The sequence below is a fragment of the Thermosipho sp. 1074 genome, assembly GCF_001999655.1.
GTDB lineage: Bacteria > Thermotogota > Thermotogae > Thermotogales > Fervidobacteriaceae > Thermosipho > Thermosipho affectus.
In genome coordinates this window covers 50,981-67,791 of sequence record NZ_LBEX01000004.1, presented here as the reverse complement: position 1 = coordinate 67,791, position 16,811 = coordinate 50,981, and the positions used below count along the sequence as shown (strand labels likewise).

The window sequence follows — 16,811 nt, the reverse complement described above, 5'->3', positions numbered from 1 at the left end:
AGAAAATTGAAAAGTGAAAATTTTGAAAATGCTTTTTTACTTTTTTCAGAAATTGAAAAGCTAAAGTTTCAGATTTTAAGAGCAGATATGGAAAAATATGGAATTCATCCTGGACAAATTCCACTTTTTTTTATTATTAAAAAATTTCCTGGAATAACACAAAAGAAATTGGCTGAAAGAATAATGGTTAATACTTCTACAGTGGCAATAATGTTAAAAAGAATGGAAAAGGCAGGGTTTGTAAAAAAGGTTGTGGATGAAAAGGATAGGAGATATTTTCATGTTTATCTTACAGATAAGGCAGAAGAAATACACGAAAAGTTACTAATGAGTATGAAAAAGTTTGAAAGTGCGTGTTTTAAAGATTTTTCGAAAGGGGAATTAAATCATTTGGAAAAACTTTTGGGAAAAGTTGTTAAAAATTTGGAGGCGATGAAAGATGGGAAAAATTTTTAAGTATCTAAAGAAATATACCTTTTTGATTATTTTAACATTGTTTTTTGTCACTTTGCAAGCTATTTTAAATTTGTACCTTCCAAATTTGATGGCGGATATAGTTAATAAAGGTGTTGCAAGGGGAAATGTCGATTATATCTGGAGTGTAGGTTGGAAAATGCTTGGTATTACTTTGTTAAATGTTGCTGCTGCTGTTATTTCAACATTTTTTGCCGCAAGAATTTCTATGGGATTTGGAAAAGATCTTAGGAGTATGGTTTTTAAAAAGGTAATGAATTTTTCTTTAAGCGAGGTAGATAAGTATGGTGTTTCAACGCTTATAAATAGAAATACAAATGATATTACACAAATTCAAAGTGTTTTGTTTATGATGTTACGTATAGTTGCACTTGCTCCTGTTATGGCTATTGGTGGAACAATAATGGCTGTTTCAAAAAGTGCAAAGCTTTCTATGGTTTTGCTTGTTTCGTTGCCTGTTATGTTTGTTGCTATGTATTTTATTTTGAAATATTCAATTCCATTGTTTAAATCAATGCAAAAAAAACTTGATAAGTTAAATAGAGTTTTAAGAGAAAATCTTACAGGTGTTAGGGTCATTAGGGCATTTGCAAAAACAGAGTATGAAAAACAAAGGTTTGAAGATGCCAATGAGGATTTAACGAGTACAGCTCTTAAAGTTAACAGGATTTTTTCCTTAGTTTTTCCTTTGATTTTATTGATTATGAATATAACTATTGTCTTTTTGATTTGGGTTGGTGCTTTACAGGTTGATAAAGGCACGTTGGAAATAGGTAACATGATGGCAGTTATGCAATACATTATGCAAATTATGTTTTCATTTATAATGATATCCGTTATTTTTATCTTTCTTCCAAGGGCATCTGCTTCAGCAGAAAGAATTAGTAGTGTTTTAGAAGAAAAAATAAGGATAAAAGATCTAGAACAACCGAAGAAGATCGATATCGTGGAAAAGATAGAATTTAAAGATGTTACATTTTATTATGAAGGAGGAAAAGAACCTGCAGTATCAAATGCAAGTTTTACGATAAATCCAGGAGAAGTAGTTGGAATTATTGGAAGTTCTGGTTCTGGAAAGAGTACTCTTGTCAAATTACTCATGAGATTTTATGATGTTACTAAAGGAGAGATTTTAGTTAATGGAATTAATATTAATGAAGTTTCTCAAAAAGATTTGAGGGAAAGGATTTCATTAACCCCCTCGCGTCCGGTTATTTTTTCTGGAACAATTGAAGAAAATGTAAGAATAGGTAAAAAAGATGCCAATGAGGAAGAAATTATAGAGGCCTTAAAGATTGCACAAGCTTGGGAATTTGTTTCAAAGTTTCCTGATGGTATAAAGACGAAAGTTTCGCAAGGTGGGACAAATCTTTCAGGTGGGCAAAAACAAAGACTTGCAATTGCAAGGGCAATTGTGGGGAATAAAGATGTTTATATTTTTGATGATAGTTTCTCAGCTCTTGATTTCAAAACTGATGCAAAATTGAGAAAGGCTTTGCGTGAAAACTTATCGAATGCAACTAAAATAATAGTTTCTCTAAGGGTAGCCACAGTTATGAATGCAGATAAGATTATAGTTTTAGAAAATGGGAAAATAGTGGGTATTGGAACACATAAAGAACTCATTAGAAATTGTCCGGTATATAAGGAAATAGTTTCTTCTCAACTTTCAGAGGAGGAGATAGCATGAGTATGGGAAAACCTGTGCGTAGAGGAGGACCTGGAGGACCAATAAGGGGAGCTGTTGAAAAGCCGAAAAATTTCAAAAAAACACTGAAAAGATTGTTAGGGTATTTAAAACCATACGCAATTCCTTTGATAATTGTATTTGCACTTGCAATAACTGGAACAATATTTAGTATTATTGCTCCAAAAGTTTTGGGGAAGGCAACAACTAAGTTGTTTCAGGGATTTCTTGCAAGAAAAATATTTCCTAGGGCAAAAATAGATCTCCAAGGTATACTAAAAATTTTGATTGAAGTGGGAATTTTGTATGGATTATTTGCGTTATTTATGTATATACAGCAATATATAATGGCAGGTGTGTCACAAAAGGTTGTAAAAAAATTAAGGACGGAAGTTATGGAAAAACTTTCAAAACTTCCATTGAGGTTTTATGATTCAAGAACACATGGTGAAATTTTAAGTAGAGTAACAAATGATGTGGATTTAATTAGTAACACTTTAAATCAAAGTTTGACGCAACTTATTACTTCTATAGTTACAATAGTTGGTGTTATTATAATGATGCTTACTATTAGTCCTTTGCTTACTTTTGTTACAATGGTTACACTACCTATCAGCATATCATTGATAGTACTTATAGTAAAGAAATCTCAGAAATATTTTAAAAATCAGCAAAAATTTCTTGGAAATGTAAACGGACATGTCGAAGAGATGTTTGGCGGATTAATTGTTGTAAAAGGATATAACATGGAAGAAGAAAGTATTAAAAGGTTTGAGGAGTATAACGAAAAGTTATATGGTTCTGCATGGAAGGCACAATTTGTTTCTGGAATAACTATGCCTATTATGAGATTTGTTGGTAATTTGGGGTATGTTATAGTTTCGATAATGGGTGGAATAATGGTGACGAAACGCATTATCCAACTTGGTGATGTGCAGGCATTTATTCAATACTCTCAACAATTTAATCAACCTATTTCTCAAGTTGCAAATATAATGAACATGATTCAGTCAACTCTTGCAGCATCGGAAAGAGTTTTTGAAATTTTAGATGAGAAAGAAGAAGAACCTGATCCAGAGAATGCCATAGAATTGAAGTCTGTTGAAGAAAATGTGAAATTTGAAAATGTTTATTTTAGTTATAGTAAAGACAAAAAATTAATTGAAGACTTAAATATTGATGTGAAAAGTGGTCAGACTATTGCCATTGTTGGACCAACAGGTGCCGGAAAAACAACTCTTGTGAATTTATTGATGAGGTTTTACGAGATACAAAAGGGAAGAATTACCATAGATGGTGTGGATATAAGGAAATTGAGAAAAAATAATTTGAGAAGGTTCTTTGGGATGGTTTTACAAGACACTTGGTTGTTTAATGGTACTATTAGGGAAAATATTGCATATGGTAAAGATAATGCCACTGAAGAAGAAATAATAAATGCTGCAAAGTTAGCACATGCTCATCACTTTATAATGGCATTACCTGGAGGGTATGATGCCGTTATTAATGAAGAAGCTTCAAATATTTCTCAAGGGGAGAAACAGCTTATAACGATAGCAAGGGCTTTTGTAGTGGATCCAGATATTTTAATTTTAGACGAAGCTACTAGTAATGTGGATACGTTGACTGAGAAATATATTCAGAGTGCTATGAAAAGATTGATGCATAGTAGAACTAATTTTGTTATTGCACATAGATTATCGACTATTAAAGATGCGGATATGATTTTGGTAATGAATGAAGGAAAAATAATCGAAAAAGGCACACATGAGCAGCTGATGAATAAAAATGGTTTTTATGCAGAATTGTATAAAAGTCAATTTTTAGGTGCTTATGTGTAAAACTCTCTGCGAATGCAGAGAGTTTTTTTCATGGTATAATTTAAGGGAAGGAGGTTGGTTATGTGAAGCATAAGGATGCGTTAAGAACATTGAAGAATGCCAAAGGGCAAGTTGAGGCGGTAATAAAGATGGTAGAAGATAACAGATATTGTATAGATATTTCAAAGCAAATTCTTGCAACGATTGCCCTTTTGAAAAAAGCAAATGTTCAGGTTTTAAATTCACATCTTGAGACATGTGTAAAAAGTGCGATTTTTTCAGAAGACGTAGAAGAAGTGGATAGGAAAATACAAGAATTGGAAGAAGTTATAAGTTACTTAAACAAAATCGTTTAGATGTGATAGAATATTACCAGAAAGGAGGCTTCAAATGGAGCCAGTAGTTGTAGTAAGGTATTCTGAAATAGGATTAAAAGGGAAAAATAGGGGATATTTTGAAAAAAAACTTATTGATAATATAAGAAAGATTGCAAGACCGCCTGAAATAAGTAAAAGGTATGGAAGAATAATTATAAGGTTAAAAAATATGTCATTTTTGGAAATAAAAGAAAGATTAAAATATGTGTTTGGGATACAAAATTTTAGTTATGCATATGCGGTAAGTCATGACATTGATGAAATAAAAGAGGCTGTAAAAAAATTGTTGAGTTTGAATATAAAAGGGAAGAAAACTTTTAAGGTTCAAACGAAAAGGTCTTTTAAAGAATTTCCAATGACTTCTAATGAGTTGAGTGCATATATTGGTGCTTACGTACTTGAAGAATTTGACAATTTAAATGTTGATGTTCATAATCCCGATATAACAGTTGGAATTGAGATAAAAGAAAAGGAAGCTTTTATCTTTGTTGGTAAGGAAAGATTGTATGGAGGACTCCCGGTTGGTGTTTCGGGTAAGGCAATTTTACTTTTAAGTGGAGGAATAGATAGCCCTGTGGCAGGTTGGTATATGCTAAAGCGTGGGTTAAAACTTGAAACGTTAAGCTTTTTAAGTCCACCATTTACGAGTGAAAAATCTGTAAAGAAGATATTAGATTTGGCTGATGTTTTATCAAAATATACCCCTGATACCTTAAGAACTCATATCGTTCCTTTTACGGAAGTTCAGCAGTACATAAAGTCAAATGTGCCAGATAGATATTCTTTGATTATTCAAAGAAGAAGTATGATAAGAATAGCAAACAAACTTTCAAAGAAAAGAAAAGCCAGTGCAATTATAACGGGTGAGAATATTGCGCAAGTTGCAAGTCAAACACTTTCTAATTTAAGAACTATTGAAGATGTTTCTGATATTCCAATTCTACGACCATTAATTGGCTTTGAAAAGCTAGATATTATTGAAAAAGCAAAGGAGATAGAAACATATGGAATTTCAATATTACCTTATATAGACAGTTGTGTGGCTTTTGCACCTAAAAATCCCGCAACTAAATCTTCGATTGGAGAGTTAAAGGAAATTGAACAAAAACTTGACAAACTATTTGAATTGGAAGAAAAGGTATTTAATAAGATGGAAAGTTATACGTTAGGGAGGGAGTCATGAGAAAAATATTTGAGTTTTTTTATACGTTATATTTTTTGATTGGGGCCTTTGTTTATATTGTAATATACGGTGCGATAGTTTTATTTGTAGGATTTGTTATAGGTTTATTTAACAAAGAAGTATCTAGAAGATTTGTTGTAAAGCAGATTGAAATTTTCGGTAGGATGACTTTTAAATTACTTGGGATTAAGGTGCACGTATTTGGTAAAAAGCCAAAAATAGATGAAAATTATATTGTCGTGTCTAATCATCAAAGTGCTCTTGATATTCCTTTAATTATTGGATTTGTTGAACCTGTTGCGTTTATTGCCAAAAAGGAATTGGGAAAGGTGCCGGGAATAAATTGGTTTTTAAAATATCTTAGAAGTGTTTTAATAGATAGAGGGAATGTGAGAAAGACGGCAATGTCTTTGAAAGAAGTGATAATGAAACTAAATGAAGGAGTTCATTTTGTTTTGTTTCCAGAAGGTACGAGAAGTTTTGATGGGAAGGTTCTAGATTTTAAAAATAGAAGTTTGGAGATAGCTTACAAGTATAAGATTAAGATTTTGCCGATTTCCATTTGGGGAGCGCATAAAGTACTTAGAAAAAAGAGTTTGTTTATAAAAAGGCATCCTATATATATTAAAATCCATGATTTAGTGGATCCCAACATTTTTGATAGTGAGAAAGCTTTAAGAGAATATGTAAAAAGTGTAGTTTCAAAAGGCGTTGAGGATTTTGAAAGGGGGATTTGGGATGAAAAGGGCGACAATTAAAGCATTGGCATTGGATAAAGTAAATAATTCACCCGTTGTGATTTTATCTATTGAAGGTACTAAAAAGATACTTCCAATATGGATAGGTGCATGCGAAGCAAGTGTACTTGCTATGATTTTGGAAAATGTAACTTTTGAAAGACCGTTAACTCATGATCTTTTACTTTCAATGGTTGAAGGACTTGATGCACAGATGGAGAAGATATTAATAAACAAAATTGAAGATAATACTTTTTATGCAAAAGTAATATTAAAAGATTTGACTGCAAACGACGAAGAGGATGATGGATTGATAGAATTTGACGCAAGACCATCTGATGCTATTATTCTTGCTTTAAAGACATCTTCGCCGATATATGTTTCAAATGAGTTAGTATTGGATTATTCAATTGATTATCCTAATGAGGATTATGATAAAGAAGATGACGAGTTTAAAAAATTTGTTGAAAATTTGGACTTAGACGAATTTAGAAAAAAATTTGGGAAAGGTTCACAGGGGGATAATTAATGGATTTTTTAAAGAATATTTTAGGGAGAGCAAAAGAACTATTTGGAAAATTATTTGGTAGAGTAATTGAGTTATTGAAAACTATATACAAAAGAAAGCTTTTGCTTTTGTTATCTATATCTATTGTGATAGTTGCAGTAGCTTTTGCTATATTAATTGGTCAGTTTTTAAAGAAAAAGTCTCAAATTGAGATAAAGGCGCAACAAGAAACAACTGTTGTGAAAAATCTTTATATAAATATTCCAAAAGGTGCCTTTCCGTATGAAAAATCTTTTAGGTTAAATCCTATTACACCGGATACTGATCCAGACTTATTTAAAAATTACCCGTTTATAGACACGGTGTACGATGTTATTCCAAAAGATGGAAAGGTTGATTTTGCATATAGACCAATTACTTTTAAATATTATTTTCCATCTGATTATTATTATGGTATAGATTATAACAATGTTGCACTTGCGTACATTCCCGATAAAGGTTCTGCCTATAGGATCTTTCCTGGAAGTTATATAGGAAAAGATGAAAAAGGATATTACGTTGAAACTCAATCTTTCCATAGTTCAAAGATAGGAATCGTGGCTTTAAACCCAAAAAAACAAGAATTGGGTATAAAGGTGCTTGTTGAAAAACTTACACCAAAACCCGCTATTTTGGTTATTCCAGGCTCAGATAGAAATTTCAAGGGATATTTTAAATCAGATGATAGTCCAGATTTAAATTTTTGGTCGGTTGTATTTTCCGATAGAACTATAATGATGTATAATTATCCACTTTACGAAGTAAGATCAAAGCTGTATAAAGATATGGTAGATGATTATTTTAAGCGTTCGGAGTTAAAAAGCTATATTGAATTTGAAGCTGAGAAGCTTGCATCTGAATTGAAAAGATTCAAGAATTTCAAATTTGATGTTATAGCTCAAGATATTGGGGGATTAATAATTTCTTATTGTTTATTGTTACATCCAGAAATTAACAATGTTAGAAAAATTGCATTTATTTCTGTGCCATTTAAGGGTACAAATATTTCAAATCCCGTATATTTTGGTTCACTTTTGTATGGAAAGACCCCAGAAGCGTTATCAAAGATTTATAACCTTGATGAAAACATGATTTCTTCAATTCAGACACATATTTATACTTTTATTGAGACAGTAAATACATATTGGAGTGAAATTTTACCGGATTCCAAACTTTTGGAAAAGATGAAGACGCTTTCAAGAAAAGATAATGTAAGCATGGTTTCATTTATTGGGACAACTCCTCCTTTTGGTATAGACGTTAAAAATAGTACTCTTGAAAAATTTTATCCTGAGCTTGTTAGTGGAAAAGGTGATGGAATTGTCTCAGTGGATTCTGCAAAAATAGATGGAATTGATCTTATTCAAATAAAAGGAGATGCTTATTCGTTTTATTCTTCTAACGAGTTTGTGGAAAAGTTAAAACAATTTTTAGAGTTTGGTGAAATTAAGATCCCCGAGTACAAAGATGATAACTATAGAGAGTATGTATCAAAGACTGAAAAAGAAAAAGAAGTGTATTTATCTAAGTTGAGACCATATAGATTTAATGGTGCAAGAATTTCAAATTCAATAGTTGTGGATTTTGACAAAAAATTGGATTTTCCTGGAAATCAAATTGCCATTTTTAAGTCAGTTATTTATACAGGAGGACCAAATGGATTGTATGGAAATGGTACGAAACTCATGGAAGGACCTATATTTAACTTAAAAAAGAGCTTTGGTGGGGTTTCCTTTAGAACGGCAAGTGAGATTTACTTTTATAGTCCAGCTATAAAGAAAAAATACAATGTTGTTTATGTGGCGGATTTTCTTGCAACACAAGAGGGAGTGTATACAGCGGTTAATTCCGGGGAAATTGTTAGTTTTTGGGATCCATTTGGTAAGAAAATAGTAGATTTAAAAGGACAGTATGGGAGAATTAAGGTGGTTGAAAATTATCTTATTTTATATACAAATAAACAAATTTATATACCAAGATTAAATCTGCTTTTAAGTGTACCTGAACTTAAAAATAAAAGTATTGATATTTCAGATGTAATAATTTATAGAAATGAAGTTTTGGGAGTTACAAGAAGCTATGGATTTTTATTTTATGATATAGGTTCGACTGTTGGAAATTATATAGGTGAAGGTTGGATAGGTAATATAGCTATTTTTAGAGTGGGAAATTATTTCTTAACTATTGGAAGAAATTTTATTACAATAATTGATATTCCAGAAAGAAGGGTTTTGAAGATTATAGAGAAACTTGACAATGAAGTTTTGACAGCGGATTCAGATGGTGAATATTTGTATCTTGTAACTAAAGATGGAATATTGAAATATAAAGTAAAAAAGGATTAGGAGTGAGATGATGCTGCACCTTTTTTTAGGACATTATGTAGCTGATCATGGATTTACCCACAACAGCAAATTGAGGCATTTAAAAGGATGGAATTTTATACAACATCTAATTTGGTCTGCCTTTGCAATTTTAGCTTTTACTTTTGATACACTACTTTATACCGTACCTGTGATTTTATTTACTTTCATAGCTATACATCTTTTTTTTGATTATCTACGTGTTAAAGTAAATAAAAAGGTGTATTATCATTTAATTGAAGTAGCCGGGATGATAATTGCTTTAATATTTAATTTTGTTGTTTCAGATTATTTTAAAACTTCGTATCTTTCAAAAGAATTCGTCTTATATATACTTGGTATGGCTTTGGTTACCACGGCACTTTCCTACTTTTTTAGAAATTTTTATCCCGCAATAGAGAATTACGAGGATTTGGAAGGTATTTCAGAGCGATTGGCATTCTTTATATTTTTTCTTGCTGGTAAACCATTTTTTGCATTCTTATCTTTGTTTTTTGGATTTTTATTTAGATTGTGGAAGGTGAAGAAATTTGATCATGTATGGTGGATAAGTCCTGTTTTTGCTATATTTTTTAGTATTATTTGGAAGGGGATTGTGTTTTAGGAGGGGTATATTTGGAAAATAAGAAAAAATCATATTTGTATTTACTATTTATAGTTTTAAGTATTGTAAGTATAGTATTAATTATTAAGTTCACCCAAGTTGAATCTCCAAGGGTTAATTTAATATTTCCAAAAGATAATTCTATTTTGAATAGTAGGAATGTGGAATTAAAATGGGACATTCAGTATAAAAGGGAACTTTCTTTAATTTCAGAGTTGTTTTTGGGTACAAATGAATTGGAAAAGGTGTATGATGGTATAGAAACAAAATATCCTATTTCATTAAAACCTGGAACTTATTTTTGGAAGGTTGGAATAAAATTTGGAAATGATTATATTGAAACACCTGTAAGTAGTTTTACTATTTTGAACGATATTCCTAAGATTTTAGATGCAAAAGCCACTGTAAATGGTAATAGAGTTACTTTTTCATGGGATGCAGAAGATGATGATAAGTTAAATTATACTTTGTATTTAAATAATAGAGAAATTAAATTAAAGGACAAAAAATACGAAATTGTGCTTCCCACTGGAAAATACAAATGGAGCGTTCAATGTGAAGATGAGTTTGGAGCAAAAGCGGTTTCTAATACCTTTGAATTTTACATTAATCCTGTATCTATCGATTTTGAAATTACAAATGAAGAGGGAAAGTATAAAGTAAAATATAATAAGTATGACGATTTTGATTATTATTTAGAAATCAACAACGAGGAAATAAAATTAGATTCTTCAGAGTATATTTTAAGTGTTAAACCAAATGTAAAATACAAATTACGACTGAAAGCCGTAAATTTAGCGGGAGAGTACGTATATAGTAGTTATAAAGAGATTTACGTAAAAAATGAAAAACCTAAAATTAGAATAATTTTTCCTAAAAATGGTTTAAAGGGTGTTGGGAAGAGTATAACCTTTAGATGGAATATAGAGGATGATGATGAAACGCTTTCAACTTTATATTTTGGTATTTCAAAAGATAAGTTGAAACCTGTTATAAAAAATTATAGAGCTAATGTATATGAAATTAAAGATTTATCATCTAATTCAAAGTATTTTTGGAAATTAAAGGTTACAGATGGATATAACACAATTGAAACTCCTGTTTTCGAATTTTACACCAATCCTGCCGTAAAGATTTTAGGTGTAATAGGTTCAAAGGAAGATGACCATGTCTATAACTATACGTATATAGATGGAAGTTACTATATTCTTGGAAAAGAAGGAAAAAGACCGTTTATTTTAAAAGACGGGGTTAAATTTTATTTTGATTTGGATGGTGAGTTGGTAGATTTAAAAAAGAAGGATGGTATTCTCTATGTATTGGCCAATGGTGTACAAGATATAATCCTTTATGCTTTGAAAGACGATGTAATTTTGTGGAAAAAGGTTTACGGCGGAAGGTACAAAGATAGGGGAAGAGAAATCATAGTTGAAAATGATGGATTATTAATTTTTGGAGATACTTGGTCTGATGATTTTGTTGATTTAAGCGGATGGTCTGATGTTTTTTTAATAAAAGTAGATTTTGATGGGAATATTATTTGGAAGAGGAATTTTGGTGGAAAGTATTTGGATGAAGCAGTATCAATTTCTAAAGGTGATGGTGGTTATGTTATCTTTGGAAATACTTTTAGAAAAAGTCGAGATTTAATGGTTATTTTTGTAGATTATTTTGGTAGATTAAGGTGGATAAGATTTTTTGGTGGGAAAGAAGATGATTTTGCAAGTAAGGCTTTGGTGTATAAAGACAAGATTTATTTAGTTTCAAATGTTTATTTTGATAGTAAAGGGAATATTACAGATGATTCTAATATCTATATTATGGTTTTAGACTCAAATGGCAATAGACTAAATGATTATATTTTAGAGGGTAGTAAAGATGATGTATGTAATGATATGTTAGTTGGTGACGATGGTATATATCTTTTTGGAAAAACAGCTTCCAAAGACGGTGATTTTTATTCATTAAATTACAAAAAAGGGCTTGTTGACTTTTTTGTGATACGTCTTAATCATTGGATTTTTGTGGGAGGAGGATATGGATTTGACGAAATAAAAAGGGCATTGAATGTATCTGGTAGGATAAAGTTTGTTGGTGAGACAAATTCTTTAAATGGACTTTTTGATAGACATCTTGGAGGCTTAGATATTTTTGTTGGTGAACTTGAGAGGTGATGTTTTTGATTAGAGAATTTATAAAAAAGAGATTTCTTTTTTACTTATCTGGGATTTTTACTTTGATAATTGTTGATACATTACAACTTATAGTTCCAAAATTTATATCAAAAGCTGTGGATAGTTTGAATGTAAAAACTCCAGATATCCATGTTGCAAAATTAATGGCTCTTGGAATAATAGGTATAGCACTAGGTATGTTTATTACCAGATTTCTTTGGCGATTTTTCATAATAGGTAGTGCAAGAAAATTTACCTATGAGGCAAGAAAGATTCTTTATGAAAAAATGCTGTCATTAGACATGTCATTTTTTGATAAACATAGAAGTGGAGATTTAATGGCGCATTTTACAAATGATATGAACAACCTTGAAAGGATGCTTGGACCTGGTATAGTTATGATGGTTGATGCATCTTTTATGTCAGTTGTTACAATATTTTTCATGGCAACTAGTGTTGGTTGGAAATTAACCCTTATTGCTTTAATTCCTTTGCCATTTATAATGTTAATTTCCCTCATCTTTGGTAAATTTATATACAAAAGGTCAAAAAAGGTTCAAGATACTTTTTCGGATTTAAGTGGTTTCACTGAGGAATCTGTAGATGGTATTAGAATACTCAAGTCATTTTCAATATTACCAAAGTTTGAAGATTTATTTTCAAAAAAGGCAAATAATAATTTTAGGGCAACATTATCTCTTGTTAAAGTTTGGGGTATAATGTGGCCGCTAATTCATTTTATAAGTTCTTTGTCGTATTTTATTACTATTGCATATGGCGGACCAATGGTTATAAATCAAAAGATAACACTTGGTATGTTTTTTGCCTTTAATAATTATATTGGTATGATTGTATGGCCACTGACTGCGTTTGGATGGGTAATTAATATAATTCAAAATGGTAGAGCTTCTTACAATAGAATTTTAAAGATTTTAAATACAAAATCAAAAGTAAAGGAACCAGAAAATTCCGTTGAAATAAACGAAATTGAAAATATTTTAATTAAAGAACTAGATTACAAATATCCTGATACAGATAGGTATGTTTTGAAAGGTGTTAATTTAGAAATAAAAAAAGGTCAGCTTGTTGGTATAGTTGGTACGGTTGGAAGTGGAAAATCTACTATAGTCAAGATAATAAGTAAACTTTATCCCGTAGACAAGGGGCATGTGTTTATAAATGGATATGATATTAACGATATACCATCTGAGGTAGTCAGGACAAAGATTTCTTACGTACCTCAAGAAACATTTTTGTTTTCGACTAGTGTGAAAAATAATATAGCATTTGGGTTGGAAGATTTGGATGAATGGCAGGTAAAAGAATATGCCATGTTGTCTGCTGTACATAGTGACATTGAAAAATTCCCAAAAAGCTATGATACGGTTGTAGGGGAAAGAGGAGTTACGTTATCAGGAGGGCAAAAGCAAAGAATAACTATAGCCCGAGCACTAATAAGAAATAGTGATGTGTTTATTTTTGATGATTGCCTTTCAGCTGTTGATCCGGAGACAGAAGAGAGAATAATTGAATCACTTAGAAAAAATATGGAAAGTAAAACTATGATTATTATAACGCACAGATTAAAGGTTTTGAAGGATGCAGATGTTATTTATGTCTTCGATAATGGTCAAATAGTTGAAAAAGGAAATCATGAGGAATTAATTCAAAAAGGCGGATTATATGCAAATATGTTCAAAAAGCAGTTAATTGAGGAAAGTTTGTGATAAAATATAATTGCAAACTATAAAACAGGGAGGTGTGTTATATGAGGAAACTTAGGTTGTTTATAACGCTTTTTGTAATATTAACAATTAGTTTGTTTGCCACAAAAATTTCTATTTTTCACATTAATGACACACATGGACATGCATGGGCATTTAGTGAGTACCATAATCCAAATATAGGTGGGTTTGCCGTTATTGCATCTATAATTGATGAAGAACGTGCAAAGAATCCAAATGTTTTGTTCTTACATGCGGGAGATATAAACACTGGTGTGCCTGAATCTGACCTTTTAAATGCATTACCAGATATCTTTGCCTTGAATAGAATGAAGCTTGATGCAGTTGCCGTTGGAAACCATGAATTTGACAAATCAAGGGATGTATTAATGTATCAAATGAGTATTGCAAAGTTTCCATTTTTATCTGCAAATATATATAAAGATGGCAAGCCTTTCTTTACACCATATATAATAAAAAATGTTGGTGGTATTAAAGTTGCAATATTTGGTTTGACAACTGAAGAAACGGCAATATTGGAACCACTTTTTAGCAAAGATTTGGAATTTAAAAATGCCGTTGAAGTTGCCAAACAACTTGTTCCTGAACTTAGAAAAAAGGCTGATATTGTAATTGCACTTACACATTTGGGAATGGGTCAAGCATACGAGGGAAATTATACTACGTCAGAAGAGTTGGCAAAAGAGGTGAATGGAATAGATATAATTATAGATGGGCATAGTCATACAAAACTTAATGAGGCAAAGGTTATCAACAATACAATTTTGATTCAAGCATGGGAATGGGGTAAGATTGTTGGAAAACTTGATTTGGATGTAGAAAACGGAAAGATAAAAGAGTGGTCATGGACACCTATTCCAGTTAATTTGAAAATTTATAAAGGTAAAGATGAAAATGGTAATTCAATGTACGAGTTTGTGGGAAAAGAATACAAACCGGCAGAATATGTAAAAGTTCCACTTGATTACTTTGCAAAGATTGGTTCTAAAAAACTTGATACTGTTATTGGAGAAACAAAGGTGTTATTAGATGGTGAAAGAAAGCATGTAAGATCTGGAGATACAAATCTTGGACACCTTATTACCGATGCCATGATGTGGAAAACAGGTGCGGATATTGCGTTCCAAAATGGAGGAGGAATAAGGGCGTCAATAAAACCAGGAAAGATAACTATAAGAAATATTTTAACGGTATTGCCATTTGGAAACACCGTTTATGTAATGAAGATGAAAGGTTCGGAAGTAATAAAAGTGTTGGAATATGCTGCAAAGCTTCCTGAAGGAAAAGGAGCATGGTTACATGTGGGAGGTTTAACCTTTAAGAGTGAAAATGGAAAAGTAACAGAAGTAATGGTAAATGGAAAACCACTTGAAATGGATAAAGTTTATACTGTTGTAACTAATAACTATATGGCAAGTGGTGGAGATGGATATTCAATGCTTGCAGAAAATAAAGCATCAGGATATGATACAGGTTTTGTTTTGGCGGATGTGGTTGTTGAATATATCCAAAAGGGATTAAATAGTTTGATTGAAAAGTACGATGATACTCCAAGATACATAAGGAAATGATTGGAAGGGAAGCTTCTTGGCTTCCCTTTTTTATTGGGGGTATAAAAGATGATTCGTAAGATAAATAAAGATGATGATTTGTTAAAAGTGGCCGAATTAATTTATGATACAGATGAGAGGTTGTTTTATTTTTTGTTTGGAAAAAGAGAAAAAGCGATTTTGAAACTTGCGGAATTAGTTAAGAGAGAAGGAAATCCTTTTTCATATAGAAATGTGTATGGCTATTTTGATGGAAAAGAAATAAAAGGTATATTAATAGCATATGATTTAGAAAAAAGATGTACAAAAGGTAAAATAAAGGATTTTTTTGAAGTGTTTTCGTTTTTTAAGTTGGTTGATCTTTTTGTAAAGAACATATTGATAAATAATATAATTAATCTAAAAGGATTAAAGGGTATATATATACAAAATATTAGTGTGGATAAAAAGTCGAGGGGAAAAGGAATTGGTACGAAACTTTTAGAATATTTTATAAAAGAAACTGAAAAAAAAGGTTATAGGGGTATCTATTTGGATGTTGAAAAAAATAATAGAGCAAAAAATCTTTATTTAAGAAAAGGTTTTAAAATTATTAAAGAAAAGAAAGCCTTAATGGGAAAATTTAAGATATATAGAATGAAAAAAGAATAAAAGGCACAGTCCTATACGGAACTGTGCCTCTCCTAATCAATTATTCTCTTGGAAAGACGATGAATTTTAAAGCAGTTCTAGATTCATTTTCGATACTTACATCGGTAAAAGCAGGTACACATACAAGATCAATACCACTTGGAGCAAGATAACCCCTTGCAATTGCAATGGCTTTGACAGCTTGATTTACTGCACCGGCACCAATTGCTTGAACTTCAGCTTTCCCTTTTTCTCTGATTACTCCTGCAAGAGCACCGGCGACTTTGTTAGGATTGGAACCTGATGCAACTTTAAGAACTTCCATACTAATACCTCCTTTACGGTGATGTTATTTAAAAGTTTGCTGAATCTAAGTGGAAGAGCTCAGATGGCGCGCCCGGCAGGATTTGAACCCGCAACCTTCGGATCCGAAGTCCGACGCTCTATCCTATTGAGCTACGGGCGCATTTTATCAAAAACATTATAATATGAAAAATGGGGTGGCTAGTGGGATTTGAACCCACGACCACCTGATCCACAGTCAGGCGCTCTACCACTGAGCTATAGCCACCACGCATAATAAAATATTAAATTTTGGCGCGCCCGGCGGGAGTCGAACCCACAACCCCCGGATTAGAAGTCCGGTGCTCTATCCTATTGAGCTACGGGCGCATTAGACCTCTTCGAGTCTGGAGCGGGCGACGGGACTCGAACCCGCAACCCTCGGCTTGGAAGGCCGATGCTCTACCAATTGAGCTACACCCGCTTGTGGTCGGGGCGACTGGACTCGAACCAGCGGCCTCCTGTTCCCAAGACAGGCGCGCTAGCCAACTGCGCTACGCCCCGTTTCCAGAGACCGTAAATGATTATAGCATATGTGTATTTCAATGTCAATACGTATTTAATGTAAATATTTTTGT

14 protein-coding genes and 5 tRNA genes are annotated in these 16,811 nt (G+C 31.8%); 13 read left to right on the top strand and 6 right to left on the bottom strand.

What is annotated here, in order from left to right; translation table 11 throughout:
- Positions 1-6 precede the first annotated feature (6 nt).
- The 13 genes from XO08_RS01860 (at position 7) to XO08_RS01800 (ending at position 15,912) form a co-directional block, all read left to right on the top strand.
- The gene (locus tag XO08_RS01860; RefSeq protein WP_075665372.1) at positions 7-456 is read left to right on the top strand and encodes a MarR family winged helix-turn-helix transcriptional regulator; all 450 of its coding nucleotides are present in this window, start codon (positions 7-9) and stop codon (positions 454-456) included.
- Entirely contained in the window at positions 440-2,164 is a 1,725-nt protein-coding gene (locus XO08_RS01855) for an ABC transporter ATP-binding protein (protein ID WP_075665371.1), read from the top strand. Before XO08_RS01860 ends, XO08_RS01855 begins: the two co-directional genes overlap by 17 nt.
- Entirely contained in the window at positions 2,161-4,002 is a 1,842-nt protein-coding gene (locus XO08_RS01850) for an ABC transporter ATP-binding protein (RefSeq protein ID WP_143609909.1), read from the top strand. The genes XO08_RS01855 and XO08_RS01850 overlap by 4 nt, the downstream gene beginning before the upstream one ends.
- 62 nt (positions 4,003-4,064) lie before the next feature.
- On the top strand, positions 4,065-4,337 hold the full coding sequence (locus XO08_RS01845; RefSeq protein WP_075665369.1) for a metal-sensing transcriptional repressor: 273 nt from the start codon (positions 4,065-4,067) through the stop codon (positions 4,335-4,337).
- A 34-nt stretch (positions 4,338-4,371) separates the two neighbouring features.
- The gene (thiI, locus tag XO08_RS01840; RefSeq protein WP_075665368.1) at positions 4,372-5,541 is read left to right on the top strand and encodes a tRNA uracil 4-sulfurtransferase ThiI; all 1,170 of its coding nucleotides are present in this window, start codon (positions 4,372-4,374) and stop codon (positions 5,539-5,541) included.
- On the top strand, positions 5,538-6,299 hold the full coding sequence (locus XO08_RS01835) for a 1-acyl-sn-glycerol-3-phosphate acyltransferase (protein WP_075665367.1): 762 nt from the start codon (positions 5,538-5,540) through the stop codon (positions 6,297-6,299). The genes thiI and XO08_RS01835 overlap by 4 nt, the downstream gene beginning before the upstream one ends.
- Positions 6,280-6,807 (top strand): bifunctional nuclease family protein, encoded by a 528-nt coding sequence (locus tag XO08_RS01830; protein ID WP_075665366.1) that lies wholly within the window; start codon positions 6,280-6,282, stop codon positions 6,805-6,807. Before XO08_RS01835 ends, XO08_RS01830 begins: the two co-directional genes overlap by 20 nt.
- Positions 6,807-9,170 carry a hypothetical protein gene (locus XO08_RS01825; protein ID WP_075665365.1) on the top strand — a complete coding sequence of 788 codons (2,364 nt, stop codon included), beginning with the start codon at positions 6,807-6,809 and terminating at the stop codon, positions 9,168-9,170. Before XO08_RS01830 ends, XO08_RS01825 begins: the two co-directional genes overlap by 1 nt.
- A gap of 10 nt (positions 9,171-9,180) precedes the next feature.
- Positions 9,181-9,792 (top strand): hypothetical protein, encoded by a 612-nt coding sequence (locus XO08_RS01820; protein WP_172799326.1) that lies wholly within the window; start codon positions 9,181-9,183, stop codon positions 9,790-9,792.
- An 11-nt stretch (positions 9,793-9,803) separates the two neighbouring features.
- Positions 9,804-11,966, top strand: a complete 2,163-nt coding sequence (locus tag XO08_RS01815; RefSeq protein WP_075665363.1) for a hypothetical protein — start codon at positions 9,804-9,806, stop codon at positions 11,964-11,966.
- 5 nt (positions 11,967-11,971) lie between these two features.
- Positions 11,972-13,693: an ABC transporter ATP-binding protein gene (locus XO08_RS01810; protein ID WP_077287169.1), complete on the top strand. Its 1,722-nt coding sequence runs from the start codon at positions 11,972-11,974 to the stop codon at positions 13,691-13,693.
- 41 nt (positions 13,694-13,734) lie between these two features.
- A complete protein-coding gene (locus tag XO08_RS01805) occupies positions 13,735-15,282 on the top strand; it encodes a bifunctional UDP-sugar hydrolase/5'-nucleotidase (protein WP_075665361.1) in 1,548 nt (515 codons plus the stop codon).
- Between the two features lie 48 nt (positions 15,283-15,330).
- Positions 15,331-15,912, top strand: coding sequence for an N-acetyltransferase (locus tag XO08_RS01800; RefSeq protein WP_075665360.1), 582 nt, complete (start codon positions 15,331-15,333; stop codon positions 15,910-15,912).
- A gap of 40 nt (positions 15,913-15,952) precedes the next feature.
- On the opposite strand, the gene XO08_RS01795 is transcribed toward XO08_RS01800, so the two are convergent.
- The 6 genes from XO08_RS01795 to XO08_RS01770 form a co-directional block, all read right to left on the bottom strand.
- Positions 15,953-16,216, bottom strand: a complete 264-nt coding sequence (locus XO08_RS01795; protein ID WP_073072337.1) for a stage V sporulation protein S — start codon at positions 16,214-16,216, stop codon at positions 15,953-15,955.
- A 64-nt stretch (positions 16,217-16,280) separates the two neighbouring features.
- Positions 16,281-16,357, bottom strand: a tRNA-Arg gene (locus tag XO08_RS01790).
- Positions 16,358-16,387: 30 nt separating this feature from the next.
- A tRNA-His gene (locus XO08_RS01785) sits at positions 16,388-16,462 on the bottom strand.
- Positions 16,463-16,486: 24 nt separating this feature from the next.
- A tRNA-Arg gene (locus XO08_RS01780) sits at positions 16,487-16,563 on the bottom strand.
- Positions 16,564-16,581: 18 nt separating this feature from the next.
- A tRNA-Gly gene (locus tag XO08_RS01775) sits at positions 16,582-16,657 on the bottom strand.
- Positions 16,658-16,660: 3 nt separating this feature from the next.
- Positions 16,661-16,737 (bottom strand) — tRNA-Pro (locus tag XO08_RS01770).
- Positions 16,738-16,811 lie beyond the last annotated feature (74 nt).

Bases quoted from the DNA above. Each gene is read 5' to 3' on its own strand.
- XO08_RS01855 (WP_075665371.1), top strand. From the start codon at position 440: ATGGGAAAAATTTTTAAGTATCTAAAGAAATATACCTTTTTGATTATT.
- XO08_RS01850 (WP_143609909.1), top strand. From the start codon at position 2,161: ATGAGTATGGGAAAACCTGTGCGTAGAGGAGGACCTGGAGGACCAATA.
- thiI (WP_075665368.1), top strand. From the start codon at position 4,372: ATGGAGCCAGTAGTTGTAGTAAGGTATTCTGAAATAGGATTAAAAGGG.
- XO08_RS01835 (WP_075665367.1), top strand. From the start codon at position 5,538: ATGAGAAAAATATTTGAGTTTTTTTATACGTTATATTTTTTGATTGGG.
- XO08_RS01830 (WP_075665366.1), top strand. From the start codon at position 6,280: ATGAAAAGGGCGACAATTAAAGCATTGGCATTGGATAAAGTAAATAAT.
- XO08_RS01825 (WP_075665365.1), top strand. From the start codon at position 6,807: ATGGATTTTTTAAAGAATATTTTAGGGAGAGCAAAAGAACTATTTGGA.
- XO08_RS01820 (WP_172799326.1), top strand. From the start codon at position 9,181: ATGCTGCACCTTTTTTTAGGACATTATGTAGCTGATCATGGATTTACC.
- XO08_RS01805 (WP_075665361.1), top strand. From the start codon at position 13,735: ATGAGGAAACTTAGGTTGTTTATAACGCTTTTTGTAATATTAACAATT.
- XO08_RS01800 (WP_075665360.1), top strand. From the start codon at position 15,331: ATGATTCGTAAGATAAATAAAGATGATGATTTGTTAAAAGTGGCCGAA.
- XO08_RS01795 (WP_073072337.1), bottom strand. From the start codon at position 16,216: ATGGAAGTTCTTAAAGTTGCATCAGGTTCCAATCCTAACAAAGTCGCC.